The following is a 24,346-nucleotide window of genomic DNA, read 5'->3' on the forward strand; positions in this document are numbered from 1 at the left end:
ACACCTCATCGCTCCTCCTTCAGCAACTGCGGCCTCCGGTTCATACGCAATCCTGCTCTTCGCTAGCTCAGCTGCCATTCCTTAAATCGCCGCGTCACCTCCTCATATTGATCGGACCACCACATATCGTTTAGACTCACGTTGAGCTTGTTTTCTAAAAAGGGCTGCCATTTCCGCGCTTCCGAGGTGAGCAACGGGACCGCGGCCCGGCTTGTTGGCATGATGCCGAGGTAGGTGTTTGCAATTGCAGCCTGTCGGTCCGGTCGCAGCACAAATTGCAAGTACTTCATCGCATTGTCCCTATTCGGCGCGTTCTTCAGCACCGCCAGATACTCAAAGCCAAAGAGATTCTGCTTAAACGAGAACCCCAGTGAGCCGCTCGCGTTCTGCGGAATCACTTGAGAGGGATACGTAAAGCTAAAATTGACTTCACCGGTCTTTAGCAGAGTCACCGTTTGCGGCGTCTGTTCGACCCAGTTCAAAATATATGGCTTGATACGGTCCAACGAACGGAATGCACGGTCCACGTCGAGTGGATAGAGCTTCTCCGGCGCCACCCCGTCGGCGAGCAGCGCGACCTCGAGCGTTTCGCTCGGGCGGTTGCGCAGGGTGCGCGGTCCCGGAAACTTTTCGAAGTCGAAGTAATCGGTGAAAGTCTCTGGATGCTTGCCATCTGGGAACTTGTTTTTGTCCCAGCCAATGCCACCGGCGAAACCCATAGATGGCACAGCGTCCTTGGTCATCGGCGTAATCAGGTCGTCGCGCTTGACGAGCGTGGGATCCAGCAGTTCCCAGTACCCGTTTTTCGATCCGCCGAACGTGATCGCGCCAGGTGCGTCGAACACATCCCACTGCACCTGATTGGTCATCACCTGCGCCTTCACTTTTGCGAGATCCGGCGTATCGACCAAGGTTACGGATATCCCGTACTCCTTCTCGAAGGGTTTGACCCATGCTTCCTCAACACTGCGGCGATACGCTCCGCCCCACGAGACCACAACCAGATTGCCCGAGGCGAAAGCCTTGCGGGCAATCATCGGCGCAGCGATCACGCCGGACAAGAAAGTCGCACCGGCACCACGAACTAGTCTGCGCCGCAGAAGATCTGGTTTTTCGTTAAATGACATGGCTTTCCTCCTCAATGATAAGGTACTTTTTGCAGATCCTGCACCTCCGCCCAACTATAACAATGAACCAGCGCACACCGCACGTCGCCTGCACTGTGCGGTCAGAGCTGCCCCTTTGTCTCCGCCTCACCACGCAATGGTAGACGGGAAAGCTAAATAGCATCGGCGATAGCACTGTTATTGACTTCCGTGCGCTGCCCTCAATGCCCCCTCATCCCGCCTACATCGACTTCGTCCCGTCGCCAGGGATGCGAGATCTGGCTGATTACATCGTTTTTTTCGCCTCGTCCTTCGTTCGAGGACAAAGAGAAGAGCAGGAAAAGGCTGTTAAGCACATCGCGCGCATGCGTTGCCTTCCGGATCAACTCCTCGCTGGACTATTCTATCCACGCAACCATGTCTCCCAGCCGCCAAGCACGATCAGCGATCAGGACTTCATCCATCCAAAGGAGACCCGAAAGGTGACGCCATAATCCGCACCTTCGCTTCGGGAAATTGCGCAACAAGTTCAGCGTCTCCTAGCATAGCACTGTTTATGACACACACTCTTCACGGTACCGCGGCACGACAGAGGAGGTTTAGGTAGCGTGGATGTACCCGCAGGGTTTCACCCGACGTGAGCTGAAGGAGCCGCCTCGCCGCCCCTGGTCTCGAATTACAATCGCGACAGCTCTTCAACGTGATCCGATATGTGTCCTCCTCGGATTCAATCACCTTGCAGACGCCGTAGCCTGTCAAGAGCCAGGATTTAGCTTAGACAAGACGACGCCCTATATCCGCCAAAAAAGCACCTGTTGGTGCACAAATTCTACACGATCATTAGCATTTTCATGGATTTTCGTCCCCGCCCGAAACCAGAGGCGGGGGACGATCTTGCAGGACCCCTTTACCTAGTATCGCGGCGCTAGCTTGAGGACGTGGTACCCTCGAGCTCTTGGTCAGGGTCCAGCTAGAGCGCGAAGCTGCACTAAATTTAGGCGCCGAGGCGAGCCTAAGAACCGCGACCAGCACCTGGGCGAGGATCACCCCGGCTTGCGCAGAATGCAACGCAGGAAGAAGAGCCGGATCAAAGGCGCTCGATACAGGCACGAAATCTGCAGCCATGCTGAGCATAACAACAGCGCCGGTCCAACCGCCATTAGGACAGCGACAGCACCCCTTCCGCAAGGCGCGTTCACGGAGCTCTTGCGGAGGCCGATCGCGGTAATGGCCACAACGGGGCCGTTTGCATGGCCCGACTCGGATCTCCGATCCGACATTGGCCGCCGCTTACGACGAGAGCAATCTTTCGTCCCTGCCAATGGTTCCGGTTTTTCCAGGCCGCGGCGAGAGTCGAGACACCGGCGGGTTCCCCAAGAATATGGCCAGCCAGCGACGGCGAGAAAGTCCATTGCCAAGAGAAATTCGTCCCAACGAGAACGAAACGATCGACAAAGGCCATCATGCCTTCGAGCGCCGACTCGACGGCATGCGCGATGGTGAGACCATCGGCGCAAGCGAGCGTATTGGGCAAGGCTGGGCTGAACGCGCGAACAAGGTGAGTGGACGACGGCGCGCTAAATCACCCCGGCCTGCTTAAGCCGTGCAATCTTCCCATCATCATAACCTAACTTGCTCGCCAAAATCTCCTGCGTGTGCTCCCCCAGCCGCGGCGGGTAGCGATAGTCCCTTACCGGCGTCTCTGAGAACGTCAGCGCGTTGCGGATCAAAGAGAGAGAATGCTGCAAGGGATGGTCGACTTTCACTTCCATGCCGCGCTTGCGGACGTGGGAGTCGGCGAAGACTTCGGCGAAATCGTTGACCGGGCCGGAAGGCACCCCGGCCTTCTCGAGCTCTTCAAGCCAATAGGCGACCTTGTTCTTCCAGAACAAGCCCGCAAAGATCGCCATGATTTCCTTGCCGTGCACGACGCGGTCATTGTTCCTAATGAATTTTGGATCTTGCGCGAGCTCCGGCTCGCCCAGCACGGCGCAGGTGCGGGAGAACTGCGCGTCGTTGCCGACGACCAGCATCAAATCGCCATCCGCGCAACGGAACACGCCCGCGGGCATGCCACCGTTGCCCCAGGTGCCGCGCCGTGGCGGCGTCTTGCCGCTGACGAGAAAAATCTGCGCATAGTGCGACAGTGAAGCGATCACGGTGTCGAGCAGGCAGACATCTATGTGCTGCCCCTGCCCGCCATTAACCTTCCGGTGATAGAGCGCGGCCAGAATGCCGATCGAGGTGTTCATGCCGGTCATGTAGTCGATGATGGAGGGGCCGACCTTCATTGGTCCCGCACCGGGCTCGCCGTCCATGTGGCCAGTGACACTCATCAAGCCGCCCATGGCCTGGAAGATCGCGTCATAGCCCGCGCGTGGCGCATAGGGCCCGGTCTGGCCAAAGCCAGTGACCGAGCAATAGATGATGCCCCGATTGACCTTGCGGATTGCTTCGTAATCGAGGCCATAGCGCTTGAGATCGCCAACCTTGTAGTTCTCCATGAAGACGTCGCAGTCCCCGGCGAGCGCGCGGATGATCTCCTGCCCCTCTGGCTTAGCGATGTTCACTGTCACCGAACGCTTGTTGCGGTTGGCGCAGAGATAGAAGGAGTTGTTATTGTTATCTCCGCCTTCCGGATCTTTCAAATAAGGCGGACCGAAAGCGCGGGCGTCATCGCCCGTGCCTGGGCGCTCGATCTTGATTACGTCGGCGCCAAGATCGCCCAGCATCTGCGCGGATAAAGGCCCAGCGAGCACGCGCGTGAGATCGAGAATCTTAATACCAGATAGCGGCAGGATCGACATGAAGATATCCTCTGAGGTTGAAGGGTGCGTCGCGCCCTGTATGTGCGAGAGTTTTCCGTGGCGAACATTGCTTCAGGCACGTGAACCGCCCGCTTGCCGCCAATGCCCACTTGAGGAGGTTGATTAACCGCTATGTCACTGCATTGGCCTCGCTGGGACAACGCTCGAGCATGCACGATGCTGAAGACAAAGGACGCCTCGCATCGCGCTGGCAAGAATTCTCGAGATACAAAAGGATCGTGAACCCATCGAGATTGGTAGATTCACATCTACTGCGCCGGAACGCGCAAAATTCGCGATCTTCTGGCTCGTGGCCGGTTTCACCGCGACTGTGTTTGCACATTCTGTAATCCAGCAACCTCAATAACGGTGGTCCTCACACCGAGATCCCCGAACGTGCGGCTTTCCAAGTGCCGTGCGGTAGGGCTAATGAAAGCTAGACTTTTGCGCTGAATAGTTTGGAAAGCCATTTGAGAGCCCTACGCACTCGCTTCCTGAACGTACTAGCCTTTTGAAGTTGCCATTGAATATCGATCTTTCGTCGAAGTTTTCGTCTCATTACCGCCGCTCGTCAGAGGATTCCCTGCATCAATATGCATTTTGCGGTGAAATTGATCTGAAGAAAGTCAATTATGCAGTTACGATCAAATGGACAGCCGCCTCACCGAGATTGGCACAAAAAAGCAGTGCTTCCGAGCGATCGGCGAGTTCTTGGAGCGTTCTGCTACCGCTGGTTTGCTGCGGGCGATGCAAACTCGCATCCAACAGCTGTCGCTCTCAAGCAGGCCTTTGCGCATTATGCGCAGAGCATAGAACAGCTATTGAGCGGCGCGCCTGATCTGTGCGACTGGATGAGCCTCGGTCTTTAAGACTCTGTATCTGACGTGATGCTTGAGCGATTGGATGAGAAGGCAGCTCCTTATAATTCGTCATTCGTGAAGAACCCGCATTTCAGCTCGGGGCGAGGCGAAGTCGGAGGATGAGCTGGACGAGGATTTGGTGCAACAAGAGCTCCAGCCAGCGGATGAGGCGGCGGAAGTTGTAGCCGGCGGCGGCGAGAACAGCATTGGTGGCATCGCCCTGGCGGTGCCAGAGATAGTTCCGGCCCATCCGATGTTCGGATTTGAGTGGCCGATGACCGGCTCGATAGCCGAGCGGCGGCGCATCTCGCGTTTGATCTTGGGCGTCACCCGCCGCTTCTGACCTGAGATGAACACCCTAAACTTGTAGTCGGGTGGCGCATTGTGGCCGCGATAGCCTTTGTCGAGAACGAGGCGCTCGATAATGTTGCCGATCAGCGCCTCCATCTCCGGGATCACGGTCTCGAGTGTATGGCCGTCATAGGGGTTGCCGGGCAGCGCCTCACATGGGTGACGAACTGGCCGCCCTTGGCGTGCGATAGCGTCGTGGCGACGGAGACCTTGACCCCGATCTATGGACCACGCCCGCGTTGCAAGAGGAATCGACAAAGGGAAGTAGCGGTCTGCGCCAATCTATCCGGCTTCGATTTGAGGCTCTCGCCTCGAGCCATTATGGATATCCGCCCACTTCTGTCCTCAATAACTCGCCGGCCTCAAGAAGGGCCATGGCGTCGAACCAGGCTTCAGAAGTGTCGGTGCAACCGTTGCTCCATTCGTCCTTTCCGTCTCGCAAACCTCGGCGGGATATTGTGCCTTTCCGGTTGGACCGTGGGATCTTCTTCCTTCCCGGCCGTGTCTTACGCGGCGTGGCCCACGAAGTTGGCGTCGTAATCACGGCCCTTTGCGAGGATACTCCAGGCTAGGCGCCCGAGTTTTGCGGCCAGGGCGACAACCAGTACATTCGAGTGGAGCCGCTTGGATGCTGCTTCCAACCAGGCTCCGAAGCCATGCCTGGGCCAACTCTGACGCCTTAGAAGTACGGCTCTGGCCCCTTGAATGAACAGCGTTCGCAGGTACCGGTTGCCACGCCTCGATATGCGGCCGAGAATGGTTCGATCGCCGGTCGAGATTTGTTTCGCTACGAGGCCAAGACATGCTGCAAAGTCGCGGCCCTTATGGAAGGCATCACCAGTTCCGATCGCGGCGATCATCGCACTTGAGATAATTGGTCCGACACCCGGCGCACTCATCAGGCGGCGACAGTGTGCGTCTTGATCAGCGAGTTCGTCGATTTCCTTCGTGATCGATGCGACCCGCCGCTCGAGAAAGCACCAGTCTTCGGCCAGGTCCTGAATGAGCCGAACCACTCGAGGCGACAGGTTATCCGAGAGCATCGAGAGAATCTGTGGAAGTGCCAATCGGAGTGCTGCCGCTCCCTGCCGAACTGGCAGCCCTCGCTCAAGCAAAAAACCTCGGATTTGATTGATGACCGCGGTTCTCTGTGTCACCAATCGACTGCGAACTCTGTGCAGCGCTTGCAAGTCAAGTTGCTCGGCCGATTTCAACGGGACGAAACGCATGGTCGGGCGCTGCGCCGCCTCTGCGATGGCTTCGGCATCACGGAAGTCATTTTTGTGGCCCTTGAGGTATGGCTTCACATACTGTGCCGGCAAGAGCCGTACTTGATGGCCTAATTTCTCGAGCTTGCGACCGAGGTGGTGTACTCCTGCACAGGCCTCCATTCCGGTCAGGCAGGGCGGAACATTAGCCAGCGACTGCTCAAGCTGATTTCTCGATCGCTTCTTGCGTAGGATGATTGCACCCGTGGCATCGAACCCCACCACATGGAATGTGTTCTTGCCTAGATCGATGCCGATCGTGACAATGTTCGTATGGGACATGGTACGCGCTCCTTCTCTTGCCGGGGCTCTATGTTGCCGCTGAGAGCGGGCGTGGTCCATGCCATTAACTCGTAAGGCGCGGCTGCTTTACCCTTGCCGATGCACTCCACCTCCGGCGCGTGCAGCGAGTAGACCTTCGGTCCACGCTGGTGCTGCTTCTGGTCAAGCACCCGTCGCGCCAGCGCCACCATGCGGCCAAGGACAATCTCACCGAGCAAGTCGGTGCGGTCTTCGATCTTGCGGGTGATGTCGCGGATGACGCGGCCGAGATAGGTTCGAAGCCTCCTCAAGGCTCGGTTGGCGCGCTTGAACTGCTTGGCGTGGGCATAGCGCTGATGCTTGATCAGGGCGAACTTGCCTACCCGCGCATAGGATTGCCGTAACGCAAGGCCCTGCCGCTTTGCCAGCCGGACCAGGATCTCGCGCGCCCGGTTCAGAAGCCGCGCATCGGTCGGGAACATCACGTTCTTGGGCTGCACCGTGGGGTCGACGATAACGCGATTGAGGTCGGACGGCTTGATCGCCTCGGTCTTGGTGGCGACCGAGAGGCTCTCCTGCAGCAGCGCTTGCAGCTTCTCCTCGCCCATGCGCTGGCGCCAGCGCGTCAGCGAGGAGCGATCGAGCACCAGGCGGTGCTGGAAGAACTCCTCGCCGCAGAAGAACTGGTAATAGGGGTTCTCCACCCAGCGCTCGCACAGCACCTCGTCGGAGAGGTCGTAGGTGTGCTTGAGGATGGCAAGTCCTGCCATCAGCCGCGTCGGCAGCGGCGGCCGGCCCGGCTTGTCCTCGTAGACCACGCCGAACCGCTTCTCGAGGAACGACCAGTCGATCGTCCGCGAAAGCTTCACCAGGGCATGGTCCATGTCGATGATCGCGTCCAGCCGCGAGCGCAGAAGATCGGCCTGTCCGCTGTCCCGTCGTTCCTTGGGTCGCATCGTCCCCTCCGATGCGACCACGGAATCACGGCCCGCGATTCGAGGGAATCGCAAAAATGAAATTGCAAGCTTTCGCGCCTTCAACCCCAAAAAGCTTGCAATCTCAAACCTCGCTCCGCTCCAAAAATCGACTCCCGCTCAATGGTTTGGGAGGATCTTCTGAAGTGGACCCTATGCTGAGGACCACTGGGTCCGGTTTCCTAAGTGGAGCTTCTGCCGTTCGTTCTTCCCAATAACTTTACGCTACTCTTGCTTGCTGCTGTTGTGGCTGTGGGGATGTGGGCAACGCCCAGCGTTGTCCAAGCTTCTCGCTTGCGAGAAGCGTCATATCCACAGCCTCTTCGCCGAATGCGCCGGTGACACCGGCCCGCCAGACCGCCATCGGCGCGCGGTTTTCCAGCGCCTGATGAGGGCGCTGGAAATTGTAAAACTCGATCCATCGGGCGATTCCGGCTTTGGCCTCGTGGCCATCCGAATAACCCTTGAGATAGATGTCCTCGTATTTGAGCGAGCGCCATAGCCGCTCGATGAACACGTTGTCCATCCAGCGCCCGCGACCGTCCATCGAGATCCGGACGCCAGTGTCGGCCAGCGTGCCGGTGAAGGCGGCGCTGGTGAACTGGCTGCCCCGGTCGGTATTGAAGATCTCGGGCCGGCCGAAGCGCGCCAAGGCCTCTTCGAGCGCAGACACGCAGAACGATGTGTCCATCGTGTTCGACAGGCGCCAGGCCAGCACCGCACGGCTCGCCCAATCGATGATCGCCACCAGATACAGAAAGCCCTGGCCGATCGGCACATAGGTGATATCGGCCGCCCACACTTGATTCGGCCGGTCGATCACCATCTGGCGCAGGAGATACGGGAAGATCTTGTGTCCCCGCGCCGGCTTGGTGGTTCTGGGCTTTGGTCCCAGCGCCGCGATGCCCATCTTGCGCAACAACCGCTGCACGCGCTTGCGATTGATGCGACAGCCTTCGCCATTGAGCATCGCCGCCATCCGCCGCGAGCCCAGGAACGGCCAGGCCGTGAACAGTTGGTCGATCCGCCGCATCAGCTCAAGCTCGTTGTCATTGGCCGGCCGCGGCGGCCGATAGACGCTCGATCGCGCAACGCTCAGCAGTTGGCATTGCCGGCGGATCGATAGACTCTCATGATCGCGCTGAAGCAATCCTCGGCGATCCGGCGCGCTCATCTTCCGGACCTCCTGGCTAAGAAATCTCGTTCGACCGTCAATTGTCCGATCTTGGCGTGGAGCTTCTCGACCTCCAGTTCGTGGGCCGCCTCGCCATCCCGACCAGCGCCCGCGTCGAACGCCCGAACCGCTTGATCCTGAAGCTGCTTCTTCCACGCATAAATCTGGTTCACATGAACCTGGTAGCGCTGCGCCAGATCCGTCACCGTTGATTGTTCCCGCAACGCCTCCAAGGCAATCCTTGCCTTCAGCGCCGCATCGATTTTCCGTCTTGTCTTCTTCATGATCCGCTCCGTTTATCAAAACGGAACGGCATCCGCACCACCTAAGCCGCCGGTCCAAAATCCGGGATCCACTTCAGTCGCCTTCCAGCAGCCGGTCGCGGTTCTTCGAGAACACCGAATGGTCCCAGGCCGTGTTGTCGACGCAGATTCCGACGAACCAGCGGAAATTCCAACCGCTCCATCAGAAGCCGCTCGGAGCGGATCGAATAAAACGCCTGCAACAGCATCGCCCGCAGCAGCTTCTCCGGCGGGTGGGCGGCGAATAGAGCGCAGCAAACTCGCGCTCCAGTGCCGATAGCGCCTCGTTCACAATCATCCGGATCGCTCGCAGCAGATGATCAGCCCGCACCCGCGCCTCCAGGTCAACGTAGCTAAAAAGCTCGCCCGTTCGATTGTCGCCGCCGCGCACGCACCATCTCCGAATCCCGTCCGAGCCGATGAATCACGGTCGACGGTTGGCGGCGAGCGCCTTTTTCAACGGCCTGCTCTCATGTTTGCTGTCAAGGGACTCGATCAAGCGGAGCTGCTTCCGGCTGAGCGCCCGGACGCTGGACTTCGAAGGTGCCCACGGTAGGAGGCAGGGCCAAAGACGACGGTTGATCAAGCTCTCATGCGCGGGTTGGCTACCGCATGACCGTGGTTTCGTCTTGGGGCTGCCTCGGTCTAGAGGGCGAGCGTCGGCAATGCCGGCTCATAGCAGGCCACGAGGATTCCCCACCGCGCCCTGACTCCTGCCCTGGGCACCGATATGGTCGAGCAGCGCTCTTCAGGCGGCCGGCCCGAGTTGTACTTGACGAGTGATCGCCCACAGGAAGCCGACCATCTCACGTGCAATGGCGGTGGTGACGATCACCTTGGGTTTGCCGGCCGCCGACAAGCGGCGATAGCGAGCGCATAGCCTGACCTGGGCCTTCCAGGCGATATCGCGGATAACTTCAGGCAGGCGCTCGTTACGGTCATGGAGCTTGCGACTGACGCGGGCCTGCATGCGATAGGTCCATGCCCCCTCAATCAGAGCCCGCCTGGCCAGAGCATTGCCAGCCTTGGTGATGTTGCCGCGTCGGATGGTTGCGCCGCTCGAATACTCCGACGGCACGAGGCCGAGAAAGGCCATCAACTGGCGAGGATTGTCAAAGCGAGAGAAGTCGCCAACCTCGGCAACCACGGTTACAGCAACGATGAAGGCGATGCCGCGCATGGCCTGCACGGCCTCTACGATTGGCGTCATCGACCATTGTGGCGCCAGCTCCTCGATCCGCTTGGTCAAGCAGTCCACGCGGGCCTCAGCGTCGGTTACGGCATGAATGTAGTCCTGCAGAACGATTTGGCTCGCCGGGTGATCGAAGCGCACCGTGGTGAGCCAGCGACGATAAGCCAGAGTCCACCCCCTCTTCCCGGCATAGATGCGCCCATGTCGCAGCAGGAAGCCTTGGAGATGTTGCCGCGCCTTGCCGAGCACACGCATCGCCGTGGCGCGGGCTCTCACCAAGTCGCGCATGGCCTCATGCGCTGCATCCGGAACCCACACGGCTGTCAGTTCGTCGCTCCGGTGCAGCTTGGCCAGCATCGCCGCATCGCGCCGGTCGGTTTTTACCCGATCGCCGGCCTTCATCGGGATCAGCGAGGGAGCCACCACGATGCAGTTGTGTCCCAGTCCCATCAGTTGTCTATGCAGGCCATATCCGCAGGGTCCGGCTTCGTAACAAAAACTTACCTGCCGGTCACCCTCGCCAAGCTTCTTCGCCAGCTTGGCGATTTGATCGGCGCGATTAGGGATGATCCCCAAGTTACGAACTTCCCCGCCGCGCATCGCTTCGGCCACTGCAACCGAAATCGTCGCCTTGTGCACATCCAGCCCCACGAAAATGCTATCGTTCATCAGGCCCGCTCCCCATGCTTGAGGCTCGGCGCCGGACCATCCCTCGATAGGAGCTTGCCGCGGGGCGGGCCGCCCGTCACCTCAGAAGGCAAACATAGGGTCTAGGACGAATCCACATTCAGCGGAGCCAGATGCAGATTGCGGCGAGGTGGACGAAGGCGAGGAAGTAGTCTGCCCGTCGGTCGTATCGCGTGGCGAAACGGCGGAAGTGTTTGAGCTTGTTGAAGCAGCGCTCGATGCGATTACGTAGCTTGTAGATCGTCTCGTCGTGCGGGATGGGGACCTTACGAGAACGGGTTGAGGGGATTACCACTTCGGCGTTCATGTCTGCGATGGTCGTGCGGAGATCGTTGTTGTCGTAGGCCTTGTCGGCCAGCACGGCCTCGGCGGTGAAGCCCTCGAGCAGGGCTTTTGCAGTGAGGTTGTCGTGTCGTTGGCCGGCGGTGAGCATGAAGCGCAGCGGCCGACCGAGGCTGTCGCAGAGCATGTGGATCTTGGTCGTCAATCCACCTCGGGAACGCCCCAATTCCTGAGTTTTGGCCCCCCTTTTCCGCTCGCGGCCTGCTGGTGGACACGAACCATAGTGGTGTCGAGCATCAGGTATTTGTTGTCGCGATCCTTGATCAGTTCGGCAAACACCTTCTCCCACACGCCGGCCTTGGCCCAACGGGTGAACCGCGCGTGTACGCTCTTCCACTTGCCATAGCGCTCCGGCAGGTGCTGCCAGTAGGCACCGGACCGCAAAACCCACAAAACCCCGTTCACGAACAGGCGGTTGTCGACACCGGCCGGGATCACCCACCTTGCCTGGCAGCATAGGCGCAATCCGAGCCCATTGCGCGTCGCTCAGCTCATAGCGCTTCACACTCATCAGCCCGCTCCGAATCAAGAAGTTCGGAACGCATTGATTCAGCATCTTTCAGCTATGGGAATCCTGAATGTGGATTGGTCCTAGCATTACAGTTGCATTTGATTGAATGTTCTGAATCCATGGGTGACCATGATTCGGGATCTGATGATTGGTGGTGCGTCGGTTGAAGATACGCTGACGCTGTGGGCTTCGTCGTTGCGAGATGTCAAGCAACGCATCCGTCGGCTGTTTACGCAGGAGCGGGTCGCGGCCGCGGCGGGGCAGTTTCTCGACGGACTGTTGGGCAACGAGCCGCGCAAGACGGGTTGGATGCGGGCGGAAGCGGCCGGCGATCCAGGCCCGTGGCGCCAGCAAGCGATCCTGGGCCGGGGGCAGTGGGACGCCGACGCGCTGCGCGACATTGTCCGTGAGTACGCGCTGGAAACGCTGTCCGACGAGGACGCGGTTCTGGTCATCGATGAGACCGGGTTTTTAAAACAGGGCAAGGCCTCGTGCGGGGTCGCGCGCCAGTATACTGGCTCGGCGGGCAAGATCACCAATTGCCAGATCGGGGTGTTCGCCGCCTACGTGTCGCGGCATGGCCATGCCTTCATCGATCGGGCACTCTACTTGCCAAAGGAATGGACGGACGAACCCGCTCGCCTGACGGCAGCGCATGTCCCGAGCGATGTGGGCTTTGCGACGAAGCCCAAGATCGCGCGTCACATGATCGCTCGTGCGATCGCCGCAAAGGTGCCGTTCTCGTTCGTGGCGGCCGACAGCGTGTATGGCACGGGAGAGATCGAAACCTTGCTGCGCAAGGCGGGCAAGGGCTATGTTCTGGGGGTTGCGTCCAATCATGTGTTCCGTTCTTGGGGTAAGCCGCAGCCTGTCGCCGGCACCGCCTCCGCGATCGCGCAGAGCCTTCCCAAGAAGGCCTGGCACCGCCTGTCGTCCGGCGAAGGGACCAAAGGTCCGCGCTGACACGACTGGGCCTATCTTGAGTTGGCCGATCTCGACGCCGGTGAATACAATGATGACCTTGCCGGGGAATGGACGCGGGGTCTTTTGATCCGCCGCAACATTGGCGACGGCAGCTTGGCCTTCTTCTCCACATGGTGCCCCAAGGGCACGTCCATGCAGAAGCTGGTGTCGGTGGAAGGCCATCGCTGGGCCATCGAGGACAGCTTCGAAACCGCCAAGAACGAGCTCGGCCTTGATCACAACGAAACCCGCTCCTGGCACGGCTGGCATCGCCATGTCTCACTCGTCATGCTTGCCTTTGCTATGATGGCCGTCATCCGTCAGCGGGCCAACACAGGGCCATCGCCCAAAAAAACGCGACCGCGGCCTCGACCGAAGCATCGTTCTTGATCCGCTGGTCGCTCCAGGAAATCCGGCGCATCGCCGTGAAGCTAACCCAGCGGCGCATCCCGCACGCCTACATCCTCGCATGGTCATCCTGGCGCAGGGCTCATCAGGCCAACGCGCGCAAAGCTCATCTCAAAAAACTGTTCGCGGTAGGGACGCTCATTGCTGAGCGCCCCCCCGCACAGATCCGGACGGGCCCAATTAAGGCATCCGGCTCCTACCTTGGGTGTGTGACGGCGAAGCGCTGTTGCGGCCAGGGATGCAGGATACGGGGTTGAGGAAACCAGTCATCTGCCAACTTCGTCATACGATCCCAAGTGAAGCCGTCTCGTTGGCTACGCCGCCGAAGCGTTCGTCGCCAGAGGTCGGTCACATAATAGCGGAAGGCTGAAAGCGCCCGTCCGTTTGCAGGAACCGCATAGTAGGCGAAGTGGCCGGTGATGACCTGTCTCAGCCATTTACCCTGGACGGGGATCGGTTGGTGCATTCGATACCGCAGCTCTGCCTTGATATCCTGAAGCTTCGTCCGCAGACGATCGCGACGGGTCTTCCTTTCGAGCAGGAAGTTCCCCCGGCGTGACCTGCCGCAGATGTGGGTGAAGCCCAGAAACATGAAGGTCTCCGGTTTGCCGAGCCCGCGTTTCTTGCGAGCGACCGCCGCATGGCGACCGAACTCAATCAGGCGGGTCTTGTCCGGGTGGAGCGACAGCGCGAATGCCTCAAACCGTTCACGCATCGCATCAAGGAAACGGCGAGCGTCGTCCTCATGCTCGAAGCCGGCCACCAGATCATCGGCATAGCGCGCGATAATCATATCGCCGTGAGCCTCATGCCGTCGCCAGCGTTCGGCCCAAAGATCGAATGTGTAGTGCAGGTAAACGTTGGCGAGCAGCGGCGAAATCACCGATCCTTGCCCCGTGCCCCTGTCATCCACGGTTACGACCCCGTCTTCGAGGATGCCCGCCTTCAGCCATTTACGGATTAGGCGGATGATGCGCTTGTCGCCGATGCGGTGCTCCAAAAACCGGACCAACCAGTCTTGGCTCACACTTCCGAAGAAGTTTTGCACGTCGGCGTCAAGTATCCAGTTCACCTTCCGGGAGGTGATCGCTACCGCCAAGGCATCCAACGCGTCATGTGGCCCCCGGCCGGGTCGAAACCCGTAGGAGAAGCCGACGAAGTCGCCTTCGTAGATGGCGTTGAGCACCATGACGGTTGCGCCCTGAACGATTTTGTCTTCCAGAGCCGCGATCGCCAACGGTCTCTCCCGGCCGTCCGCCTTCGGGATATACGTCCGGCGTGACGGTTGGGGCCGATACGCTCCTCGATGGACCCGACGATGCAGATCCTCAAGCCGAGGCTCCAGGTCTGTCTCGAAGTCCTGCCATGTCACACCGTCCACGCCGGGGGCTGCTTTGCGCTTGAGCGCGTAGAACGCCAACCGGAGCGTGTCAGTGTTGATCTGGTGGAGAAGCGCAGTGAACCGCTCTTTCTTCCCAAGCTTTGCAGCTTGCCGTACGCGGTCCAGCGCCTGGGTCACGCGAGCCCGGGTCTGCGTCCGGTGCGTGCTTTGCTGTCCCGCGTTCCCCTTGGTCCTAGCCCTTGGCTCCATCGCCTCTGCCACCGGAGCTCCGGCTTTATTCGGCGACTTCGTAGCTACTACGGCCGAGTCAGACTTCTCCTGATCGTTCATCGGCGGCTACGGCTCCTCGCCTTCCCACCGCGGGCCAGGCTGCTCAGCGAGCATCTGGCCAACCAAGAGATCTCCCGGTTCCCGTACAAGAAGCTTCCGCACATGCCAGGGTCTGCGACCACGCCGAAACGACTGGGCGCTCGCGATATCGCACCCCTTCGTGTTGCCTTCCGCTCAGTTGACAGCGTCGGCTCTCGGAAAAACATTCTTTCGCGGCTCAATGGCTGGCCTATGCGCTCCCCTGCCGACGCTTCGCCGACATCCTCGCGGATGCCCGCGCACGGCTCGGGGCCGATGTGGATCGCTATTCCTTCATCGTAGTGGACTTCCACCACCTACTCCTTGCCGGTCTCCCGGCGCACCAACTGTAATGCTAGTCTGACTGAGTCAGAGTGTCGCGGCTTTTACCGAGAAGAATCATATATTTGAGAAGACTCATCTTTTCAGCATGCGGAGAGGCTGAGATGGGTCTGGCAAAATCGGGGGACGTCGCGTCGCGGTTTTCGGCGTATGTTGAGGGTCTTACGAGCGTGATCGGGCACGCAGACCGAGCCAAACCGCTTCGCGATTACTGCACCGGTCTGATGATGCCTTGCGATCGCAAGAGTGTCGAGCCGATGGCGGCCATCACGGCTCCTGAGCGGACAGCAGCGCAACACCAGTCGTTGTTGCATTTTGTCGGTCAAGGCGACTGGTCGGACCAGCAAGTGTTGGCCAAGGTCCGTGAGTCAGTGCTGCCGAGCATCGAACGCCACGGAGAGATCGAAGCTTGGATCATCGATGATACGGGCTTTCCTAAGAAGGGGCGGCATTCGGTCGGGGTTGCACGGCAATATTGCGGCCAACTGGGCAAGCAAGACAATTGTCAGGTCGCCGTGACCCTTTCGATTGCCAACCATCACGCGAGCCTGCTGGTGGCGTATCGCCTTTATCTACCAAAGGAGTGGGCGACCGACCGTCCGCGTCGGCGCAAAGCCGGTGGGCCCAAGGAGATCACCTTCAAAACCAAGCCGGCCATCGCACTTGAGCAATTGCGCTGGGCCTGTGCAGGGGGCTTGCCGCGTGGCGTAGTGCTGATGGACGCCGGCTATGGTGCTGATACCGATCTGCATACGAGCATCACAGATCTCGGCTTGAACTATGTGGCCGGCATCCAGCCACAAACATCCGTATGGCGCCCTGGCACTGGGCCGCGGGTGCCGAAGAAGTGGTCGGGGAGCGGACGACCTCCGAAGTTGCTGCGACGTGATGGCAAGTATCAACCGATCTCAGTTAAGAAGCTTGCGATTGGTCTGCCAATGGATGCTTGGCGCAAGATCACGTGGCGTGAGGGGACGGCAGAACGCTTATCCTCGCGCTTTGCCCGTGTGCGCATCCGTGCGGCACATCGAGATTACTGGCTCGCCGAAAGCCGGCCGGAGGAATGGCTGCTGATCGAATGGCCGGGGGGCGAGGAAGCACCCACCAAATATTGGTTCTCGACGCTTCCGGCGAACATTGGATTCCGTCAGCTGGTCGGCACCGCCAAGCTGCGCTGGCGCATTGAGCGCGACTACCACGAACTCAAACAGAAGATCGGCCTTGGCCACTTCGAGGGGCGAGGCTGGCGCGGCTTCCACCATCACGCAACGCTGTGCATCGCGGCCTACGGATTCCTGGTCTCCGAGCGGGAGACGCTTCCCCCCTCAGCAACAGGTTCCGCCGGGCTTTTCAAAGAAATTACAATTCCCGAAACTTATCGCCCGAGGGGGTCCGCCATTGCGGCCTGAACGGCACGTTCCAAATTCGATCGCGACCGTTCGGCGAGGATTGAGCGTCGCTCTCGCGTCCACACTATCTCGATGCCCTTGTTGCATCAGGGCAGTCTCAAGTCAAAGTAGCTATCGAAATTTGTGACGCAGTAAAACTAGGCCGAGCGCCAGCCTCGCAATGGTCAAAGCGCGAGCCAAAGGCCCACGCCCCATTGGCCGCGCAAAAATAGCACGTCCTGCTCCACGCTTCTTCTGGACCGCGCTAGGCAATCGCAGGATTACTGTGAACTGCACAGCCGCCACAATCCGCGGAAGCAAGACGAGCTACTCAGGCGTAGTACACGTAGAAGCGGGCTTCGATACTCTCACGGGGCTTGGCGTTCGGATATGCGCGACGATTGTCAAAGCCTGTGTGAGGCGTCGGCGCGTTGCAACTCTCTTCGGAGTCATAGCCTTTGAACAGAATGAGCTCGTCCGGCTTCAGCTCCGGGAAGTAGTACCAACGGTGAAGTGGACTATACCGAAGAAGTACACTCTTCCAAGGAACCCCAACATCCGAGGTATAGTCATGCACAAGAAGATCTGGATCGACGACAGAGGAGTAATCGCAGACCGCTAAAGAGTTGTCCTGCGGGGGCGGCGACAACACACGCCAAGCTTGAATGATCATCAACCGAGAATAGGGTCGAATCGTAATCCCCTGTTGTTGATTCTCGCGAGCGGCAACCATAGGAGCGGCAATCGACGCGTAGTCAATGTGGGCCATTCCAGCAGCTCCCTTCACTCCAGGAAGCCCTCCCCCGCCTGCACGACGAACAATGACGCCGTCTCGCCTAGGAACAACCCACGATGCTTTGAAATAGTCCTTGATAAACGGGACCATTTCTTCCAGATACTTGCTGCACATGATCTCGGGATCGCGCTCGCTTGCACAGGAGATCTTGTGCTGAATAAGAGTAAAGCCCTCCCGGTCAAGCGAGAGCTCGTCTACGATCGGCCGCGCGTTGCGGACAGTGACGTCATAACTCACCATTGGGATGTTTTCGTATCTCGGATAAACGACTTCAGGAGCTTTTTCCTCGCATGAGCGTCGGCCGAAGGCAATCTCACCCTGAACGGACTCAAGATCGTCCCGGTTTATTTGCGCAATCGATGAGACTCGTTTCGTATTTTCCATCTTGCTTATTTCTCCCTAGATGAAGAAGTTTTGCTCAATAGAAGCCTAAGGCGAGCGCCCAACCTAAAGACAGCGAAAAAATGCTCATCTATGCAGAAATACTGCAATGTCGTATGCCTTGACAGACTTAAGTGCAACAGTAGTGCGCAATGGTGTCCGCTGAGCGCGCGCGACGGCGAAGCTGACGTGGCGAACACCTCGTAGCAAGACACCCCGCCCGTAGACTTGCAGCGAACAAGTTGGGAGGCCGCACACCGATTGGCCTTATGGGTCGTGTCCCAAGGAGTGGTGTAGCTGATTAGCAAAGCCGCTCGCGACGCGCGCTCCACATAGCGCCGTAGCGAGCGAGCGGCTTTGCGGGTGGTCACCGATGATTCGTCGGTAAGGTTTGGATTGCGACACCAACCTGATTCGAGGAACCACCGATGATCGACGACATGATGAACCTGCGCTCGTAGAGAAGACCCAGATGCCGATCTGTTGCGCGAGATGATCGGCTTTGCCGCCCACCGGCTGATGGAGCTGGAGGTCGAGGGGCTGACCGGGGCCGGTTACGGCGAGAAGAGCCAGGAGCGCCAGGTCCAGCGCAACGGCTACCGCGATCGGAGGTGGGAGACCCGTGCCGGCACCGTCGAGCTGCGCATCCCCAAACTGCGCAAGGGCTCCTACTTCCCGGGCTTCCTCGAACCGCGGCGGATGGCCGAGAAGGCGCTCACCGCGGTGGTGCAGGAGGCCTACGTCCAGGGCGTCTCCACCCGGTCGGTCGACGATCTGGTGCAGGCGATGGGCATGACAAGAGCCAGGTGTCGCGGTTGTGCGGCGAGATCGACGACAAGGTGAAGGCCTTCCTCAATCGCCCGATCGAGGGCGACTGGCCCTATCTGTGGATCGACGCCACCTATGCGAAGGTGCGCCAGAACGGGCGGATCGTCTCGGTCGCGGTGATCATCGCGGTCGGCGTCAACAGCGATGGTCGGCGCGAGGTGCTCGGAATGGACATCGGCCCCTCCGAGGCCGAGACGTTCTGGACCGCGTTCCTGCGCAAGCTGGCGCGGCGGGGCCTGCGCGGCGTCAAGCTCGTCGTCTCCGACGCCCATGAGGGGATCAAGGCCACGGTCGGAAAGGTTCTCAACGTCACTTGGCAACGCTGCCGCGTCCACTTCATGCGCAACGCGCTGGCGCATGCCGGCAAGAGCGGACGGCGCGTTGTCTCCGCCTTCATCGCCACCGCCTTTGCCCAGGATGATGCGGAGGCGGCGCGGGCGCAATGGAGGCGCATCGCCGATCAGCTACGCCCCAAACTGCCGAAGCTCGCGGCGTTCCTCGATGAGGCCGAGACCGACGTGCTGGCCTATATGAGCTTCCCGGCCGCGCACCGCGCCAAGCTGCACTCGACGGATGAGATGGACAAGCGATTTTTTATGACCGCGCCGCGATGACGATTGCGGAAATCGCGTCCATTCTTTTGTTCGGCCGCGCCGCGGGCCATTCTTCCGTCCCGGCCACCGATCTCGCAGCCGCCGCGCGCAGGGTCGGTCAAGGCTGGCCGCGTTTGCGGCCACCGCACGGCTTGGCCTTGACCGGCCCGAGCACGGCGGCATGCTGGCGTGGAACGGGACTGCATTCCTGGCTGGCACTTGCCGTCAGCGGCGGTTATGGTTGTCGGGCGCGGGCGACCTCGTGGCGAAGCGTGACGCGTCGGCTGCAAGCGTCACCGGACTGCCTATTTTTTGTCCTGCCGAGCTGAGGCGCCCGCGCGCCGGGTTTTGGCCGCCGCGGTTTCCATTGCGACACCAATCGTTCGTAGCTTCGCTCCGCCTGGGCGGCAATCAGCATCTCACGGTCGCGCAGCGCCTTGATGTTGTAGGCATAGGCTGGTCCACGCCGGCTGCCCTTCTGTTGCGGATGTCCAGCTTGAAGTTGCATCGCGCGGGTCTTGTTGGCGACCAGCGCCGGGCGCGCCCACAGGTAATCCTCGCCCTTCGTCAGCAAATGCCAGCAGAGCACCGTGAGCTTGCGAGCCACGGCCACCGCGGCGACCTGATGGCCACGCCGGGCGCGGATCCGCACGAAAAAAGCATGCAGTGGACCGGGCGCCTTGGCCGCGGCCCAGGCCGCCTCGACCAGCATGGCGCGCGCGTGACTGCGGCCGATCTTGCTGATGCGACCGTGATGGGCGGCTCCCAGTCCCGACTGCCGCACTCGCGGGTTCAGCCCGAAATAGCTCACTAGCTTCTGCGGGCTGTCGAACCGGCTGATGTCGCCGATCGCCGCCACTATGCCGGCGGCAACCGCCAGATTGACGCCGGTGATCGTCATCAATCTGTTGACCGCGAGATCCTCGATGGCGTCCTGCGCGATCTCGCGATCGAGCAGAGCCAGGTCGTCCGCCAGCCGGTCCAGCTCACGGACGTGCCGATCGATGGCCGCGCGCTCATCGTCCGGCAACTGGTGAGCGGCCAACCAGGCCCGGCCGCGGGCGTTGAAGAGATCGGCATGTGGGCACTTCGGGATCAGGTGTGCATGCAGGATCGAATGCACCTCGTTCTTGAGCCGCGTGCGATGCCGCACGACCTGGTAGCGCCGCGCCACCAGTCTGCGCTTGCGCTCGGTCTCCGCGTCAGGCGTCCAGATCTGCGGCAGGTAGCCCGCCGCCTGCAGACTGGCGAGCGTGCCGGCATCGATCTTGTCGGTCTTGACGTGAGCCTGGGCGATCGCCTTCACCTGCAACGGATTAGCGATAATCACCCGCGCCACGAATGGCGCGAGCACTCGCGAGACCGCCATGCTGTTGCCGGTCGCTTCGAGCACAACCTCATCACTGGCCAGCAAGGTCTTGCCAAATCCCTCCAGCGCAGTCCGCGTCATATCAATGCGGCCTGCATGTCGAAGCCTGCCATTCTCCCAAAATACCACCTCCCCGAAGGTTCGGTGGACATCAATGCCAATTACCCGTCGCATTCGCACCTCCTCTGCCGGACACATGGAGCTGCGGGCGACACGACAACTACGGATTCGCGCTCTCGGCGCAACCGGGCGAAGTCGCAGAGGCGGCCAGCTACTAACTCGAGCTCTCGGCTCATCGAATAACATCGGCCTGCCCGCACTTCGTGCTCCCGGTGCCTCTGTCCCGATGGTCGCACCATACGCCACGATGTAGAACACCGCAGCGGGAACGTTGGCACCGAGACATCTCATACCGGTTACCAATCCGCTCGAACGGGTCAACGGCGAGATCAAGCGGCGGACCGAAGTGGTCGGCATCTTCCGCAATGAGGACGCCAGGACCCGTCTGATCGGCGTCATCCTGCTCGAACAGAACGACGAGTGGGCGGTCCACGCGGCCGCTACATGACACTGGAAGCGATCGCCCCGTTGGGCGATGATCCCGCCGTCAGTTTCCCGGCAATCGCCACCTGACCGATCCGGCCCATGCCGGCGAACGCGGTGACCCACTGCCAGCTACACCACGCCCGGGGACACGATCCGAGCTGAAAAGCTTCTGGTCGCTCTGCTTCCGTAGAGACGGCGTCGAGACAATCCGCTCGGCGCAACAACGTAGCGCCAGGCGATCAAGTCATCGGCCAATGTTCTGCTGTCTTCCGCTGAATAGCCAGCGCAGTCATTTTGCGACTGAGGCAAGCCGCGACGATCACATCCATAGATGATACGGGATTACAGAATCAAAGCTCTATAACGTGGAATCCGCAACCGTGAATCTCTGAATAAATTCTTCAAGGAACCCGCGGACTACGCCAATTTGCTCTTTCTCAAATCCTGACAAGCATTCTGCCTCGTATACGTCCGACCTCCTCAGGATTGCATTTCGTTTTTCACGCCCAGCGTCTGTCAGCGACACTTTCCCACTATCATCCTTGGTCAACAGCTTCCGTTCTATTAGCTCCGCGACAGTGTCCGTACAGTCGCCGGGCGCCGCAAGAATTTCTTGCGCAAGATCTGGGATGGCCTGATTTGAGCGCGCATACAGCGCAAACAGGGCTCGGCTCTGCAGATAATTGACACCTTCCGCCCGCCTGTGTTTTTCGAAGCGACCAACGCGAAGTCGCGCTGCTTCGAGGAGCAACTCGGATAACTTCTCCATCTCCTTGAGCTCCTTGGGCGCTGCCGTGAGAGAAGTAGGCGGAGACTGCAATTCCGGATGCACTTGCGGGATTGCATATCGTGTCTGAACAAAGAGGAGCGGTTTTCCGGAATATCTTACAAATCGATGTACCCTGCCGATTATGATCAGATGGTCCCCGCCCTCATATACAATTTCTTTGTCGCATTCAAACAAAGCGACAATCCCTGGCAACACAGGACACTGATTATGACCATTGAACCATTGCACATTATGGAACTTGTCAACCGCAGAGCTCGCAAAGTGCTGAGAAACACTGATTTGATCCTCGGCAAGGACATTCACGTTGAATCTCGTTGCTCGTTCAAAGATAGTCGCACTGCGGGATGAGCGGCCGATTGACCAGAGAACCAGTGGCGGATCGAGCGACAATGATGAAAACGAGCCTGCGGTTACAGCGGCAAGACGGCCGTTGAGTTCCGAAGTCATCACGGTGACTCCAGTACCAAACTGGCCTAAGCAAGTTCGGAAAGATCGCGAATCTGAATCTGCTCTTCCCTCGCTTAGAATAGATGGTTCCAAAATTGCCGGTGTAATTTCGTCGGTCATTTCAATTAACACTCCACAGGAGCCCTACTGCGCGTTTCAACAAGAGGCTTTCCGCGACTATTGAACTCATCGGCGAGGACAACGATGAAGCCAGCGCTGGCGGGGGCACCCGATGGCCTCTGATATCGCGCGGCGCCACTCCCCGCGTAGATGCAAAGGCCGGCGTTTAGTAGATACACTGTCAAACTAACCTCTAGTGTCACCGCTCTTGGAGTGCCGGCTCTTCGGGCGGGGCAATCCAAAATGGTCTCTCAACGTGTTCCCTTCGTATTCGCGACGGAATGAGCCGCGTCTTTGCAACTCTGGGATCACGTTTGCAGCCAAGGTTTCGAGCCCGCGGGGCTCTGACGGAGAAATGATATTAAAACCGTCGCAAGCTCCGTCAGCAACCCACTCTTCGATAAAATCGCTAATTTCGGCCGCAGACCCGCAAAGCGGAGTACCCGCCGAAGGCTGACGATAGAACGGCAAGATTTCGCCAAGAGGCTTGCCTGTACGCACGAGTTCGGCCGCCGCCTGAAATATACCCGCGATATAGTTCGTATCCGTAGGCAGCATTTCGAGCGGAACCGGACGGTCCAGGGGCAACTTCGTTATGTCGACTCCGAGATCAAGTGACAGCTCCTCAAGCTTGACGATGTTGGGCACTCGCGCCTCAAGGCTAGCATAGTACGCTTCGGCTTCCGCCTTTGTCTCCCCTACGACGACCACTAGCGCCGGAAGGACTTTGAAGCTGCTACGGTCGCGACCAGCGGACGAGACTCGATCCTGCATGTCCTTATAAAACGCTTGGGCCGCGCGCTTGTCACGACTTAGCGAGAATACGACCTCAGCTGTTTCCGCGGCAAATTGTTTGCCGGGCCCGGAAGATCCGGCTTGCACTAGGACGGGATACCCCTGCGGCGGGCGGGCAACATTTAGCGCGCCCTCAACGCGGATGTACTTTCCGCTATAGGAAACGGGATGGAATTTTTTCGGGTCGAAGTGATAGCCCGTCGACGGATCAAGCACAAAGGCATCATCCTCGTAAGTGTCCCACAACGCCTGGACCGCCTCAACGTACTCTTTGGCACGACCATATCTCTCCTCGTGCGATGGTATCTTGGATTCGCCAAAATTCTTAGCCGCCTGAGTACTCGCCGAAGTTACGACGTTCCAGGCGGCGCGCCCGTGACTCACATGGTCCAGCGATGCGAGTTGACGAGCGATGTTGTATGGCTCCGAATATGAGGTGCTGACGGTTCCAGCCAATCCAATCTTTGACGTTACCTGAGACAACGCAGCGAGTAGCGTCAGAGGCTCGATCGAATTCATGTGGTACGGGTTTCGACTCCACGCCTCGATATTCTTCGTGTGACAAAAAAGCGCGTCAGCCCTGAACAGCATGTCAAATTTAGCTTCTTCGGCAATCCTGGCGCAGCGTTTGAAATGTTCTATGTTTGTCGCGATATCCTTGGTGTGGGATGTCCATCCCGCAGGGTGCGTTCCGTAATTGAACAGAGCGTAGCCAAGATGAATTTGTTTCATTGCAATGTTTCCCTCTCAGTTCAAGCGCAGTCAGCGGATGCGCATCATACTGGCATCTGGCACTCAATCGACCCGCGCAATCACACTTGCGCGCTGGGTGCGGCGCAATCATCAGCCTAGTGATACCAGCCGAACCTTATCCAGACCCAGACCATTTTCGCTGCAAATAGGGGCGCAAAATCGCAGAAAGACTGCGTATCCGTTGTTTTAGCGGCATAATTCGGCGACTTTACGCAGGATCGTGGGTCCCGCTGAACATCTGAATGCTGCTGCATCGCGTTCGCAGGCGTCTTGTAGCAGCTGAAGGGATGACCGCAGTCTCT

General features: G+C 59.4%; 9 protein-coding genes and 9 pseudogenes. 4 read left to right on the forward strand and 14 right to left on the reverse strand.

Annotated elements, in window-relative coordinates:
- Window positions 1-62: 62 nt before the first annotated feature.
- The 9 genes and pseudogenes from QA640_RS38025 to QA640_RS38065 form a co-directional block, all read right to left on the reverse strand.
- Window positions 63-1,127 (reverse strand): ABC transporter substrate-binding protein, encoded by a 1,065-nt coding sequence (locus QA640_RS38025; RefSeq protein WP_283037815.1) that lies wholly within the window; start codon window positions 1,125-1,127, stop codon window positions 63-65.
- A gap of 1,556 nt (window positions 1,128-2,683) precedes the next feature.
- On the reverse strand, window positions 2,684-3,913 hold the full coding sequence (locus QA640_RS38030) for a CaiB/BaiF CoA-transferase family protein (protein WP_283037816.1): 1,230 nt from the start codon (window positions 3,911-3,913) through the stop codon (window positions 2,684-2,686).
- A 951-nt stretch (window positions 3,914-4,864) separates the two neighbouring features.
- A pseudogene (locus QA640_RS38035) lies at window positions 4,865-5,342 on the reverse strand (IS5/IS1182 family transposase); the annotation flags it as partial.
- 288 nt (window positions 5,343-5,630) lie between these two features.
- A complete protein-coding gene (locus QA640_RS38040; protein ID WP_283037817.1) occupies window positions 5,631-6,674 on the reverse strand; it encodes an IS110 family transposase in 1,044 nt (347 codons plus the stop codon).
- Window positions 6,675-6,742: 68 nt separating this feature from the next.
- A pseudogene (locus tag QA640_RS38045) lies at window positions 6,743-7,609 on the reverse strand (IS5 family transposase); the annotation flags it as partial.
- Window positions 7,610-7,991: 382 nt separating this feature from the next.
- Window positions 7,992-9,085: pseudogene (locus tag QA640_RS38050) on the reverse strand (IS3 family transposase); the annotation flags it as partial.
- A 76-nt stretch (window positions 9,086-9,161) separates the two neighbouring features.
- Window positions 9,162-9,494, reverse strand: a pseudogene (locus tag QA640_RS38055) (transposase); the annotation flags it as partial.
- Window positions 9,495-9,851: 357 nt separating this feature from the next.
- Window positions 9,852-10,964 carry an IS110 family transposase gene (locus tag QA640_RS38060; RefSeq protein ID WP_283037818.1) on the reverse strand — a complete coding sequence of 371 codons (1,113 nt, stop codon included), beginning with the start codon at window positions 10,962-10,964 and terminating at the stop codon, window positions 9,852-9,854.
- Window positions 10,965-11,082: 118 nt separating this feature from the next.
- Window positions 11,083-11,829, reverse strand: a pseudogene (locus QA640_RS38065) (IS5 family transposase).
- Window positions 11,830-11,964: 135 nt separating this feature from the next.
- Here QA640_RS38065 and QA640_RS38070 point away from each other — a divergent pair.
- A pseudogene (locus tag QA640_RS38070) lies at window positions 11,965-13,188 on the forward strand (IS701 family transposase).
- A gap of 214 nt (window positions 13,189-13,402) precedes the next feature.
- Here the strand turns inward: QA640_RS38070 and ltrA are convergent.
- Entirely contained in the window at window positions 13,403-14,878 is a 1,476-nt protein-coding gene (gene ltrA, locus QA640_RS38075; RefSeq protein ID WP_283037819.1) for a group II intron reverse transcriptase/maturase, read from the reverse strand.
- 464 nt (window positions 14,879-15,342) lie between these two features.
- On the opposite strand from ltrA, the gene QA640_RS38080 reads away from it, so the two are divergent.
- Window positions 15,343-16,647: an IS701 family transposase gene (locus QA640_RS38080; RefSeq protein WP_283037820.1), complete on the forward strand. Its 1,305-nt coding sequence runs from the start codon at window positions 15,343-15,345 to the stop codon at window positions 16,645-16,647.
- Window positions 16,648-16,957: 310 nt separating this feature from the next.
- Here the strand turns inward: QA640_RS38080 and QA640_RS38085 are convergent, their stop codons facing one another.
- Entirely contained in the window at window positions 16,958-17,806 is an 849-nt protein-coding gene (locus tag QA640_RS38085) for a CmcJ/NvfI family oxidoreductase (protein ID WP_283037821.1), read from the reverse strand.
- A gap of 425 nt (window positions 17,807-18,231) precedes the next feature.
- On the opposite strand from QA640_RS38085, the pseudogene QA640_RS38090 reads away from it, so the two are divergent.
- Window positions 18,232-19,215, forward strand: a pseudogene (locus tag QA640_RS38090) (IS256 family transposase); the annotation flags it as partial.
- 352 nt (window positions 19,216-19,567) lie between these two features.
- Here QA640_RS38090 and QA640_RS38095 read toward each other — a convergent pair.
- A pseudogene (locus QA640_RS38095) lies at window positions 19,568-20,749 on the reverse strand (IS110 family transposase); the annotation flags it as partial.
- Window positions 20,750-21,011: 262 nt separating this feature from the next.
- Between QA640_RS38095 and QA640_RS38100 the strand changes: the two are divergent.
- Window positions 21,012-21,226, forward strand: a pseudogene (locus QA640_RS38100) (transposase); the annotation flags it as partial.
- Window positions 21,227-21,497: 271 nt separating this feature from the next.
- On the opposite strand, the gene QA640_RS38105 reads toward QA640_RS38100, so the two are convergent.
- Both QA640_RS38105 and QA640_RS38110 read right to left on the reverse strand, forming a co-directional pair.
- Window positions 21,498-22,496, reverse strand: coding sequence for a flavin reductase (locus tag QA640_RS38105; protein WP_283037822.1), 999 nt, complete (start codon window positions 22,494-22,496; stop codon window positions 21,498-21,500).
- Window positions 22,497-22,682: 186 nt separating this feature from the next.
- Window positions 22,683-24,023, reverse strand: coding sequence for an NtaA/DmoA family FMN-dependent monooxygenase (locus QA640_RS38110; protein ID WP_283037823.1), 1,341 nt, complete (start codon window positions 24,021-24,023; stop codon window positions 22,683-22,685).
- Window positions 24,024-24,346 lie beyond the last annotated feature (323 nt).

The sequence above is a fragment of the Bradyrhizobium sp. CB82 genome (assembly GCF_029714405.1).
Classification (GTDB): Bacteria; Pseudomonadota; Alphaproteobacteria; order Rhizobiales; family Xanthobacteraceae; genus Bradyrhizobium.

Coding starts and splice junctions, on each gene's coding strand:
- QA640_RS38105 (WP_283037822.1), bottom strand. CDS start 22,496: ATGACCGACGAAATTACACCGGCAATTTTGGAACCATCTATTCTAAGC.
- QA640_RS38085 (WP_283037821.1), bottom strand. CDS start 17,806: ATGGAAAATACGAAACGAGTCTCATCGATTGCGCAAATAAACCGGGAC.
- QA640_RS38060 (WP_283037818.1), bottom strand. CDS start 10,964: ATGAACGATAGCATTTTCGTGGGGCTGGATGTGCACAAGGCGACGATT.
- ltrA (WP_283037819.1), bottom strand. CDS start 14,878: ATGAACGATCAGGAGAAGTCTGACTCGGCCGTAGTAGCTACGAAGTCG.
- QA640_RS38080 (WP_283037820.1), top strand. CDS start 15,343: ATGGGTCTGGCAAAATCGGGGGACGTCGCGTCGCGGTTTTCGGCGTAT.
- QA640_RS38025 (WP_283037815.1), bottom strand. CDS start 1,127: ATGTCATTTAACGAAAAACCAGATCTTCTGCGGCGCAGACTAGTTCGT.
- QA640_RS38030 (WP_283037816.1), bottom strand. CDS start 3,913: ATGTCGATCCTGCCGCTATCTGGTATTAAGATTCTCGATCTCACGCGC.
- QA640_RS38040 (WP_283037817.1), bottom strand. CDS start 6,674: ATGTCCCATACGAACATTGTCACGATCGGCATCGATCTAGGCAAGAAC.
- QA640_RS38110 (WP_283037823.1), bottom strand. CDS start 24,023: ATGAAACAAATTCATCTTGGCTACGCTCTGTTCAATTACGGAACGCAC.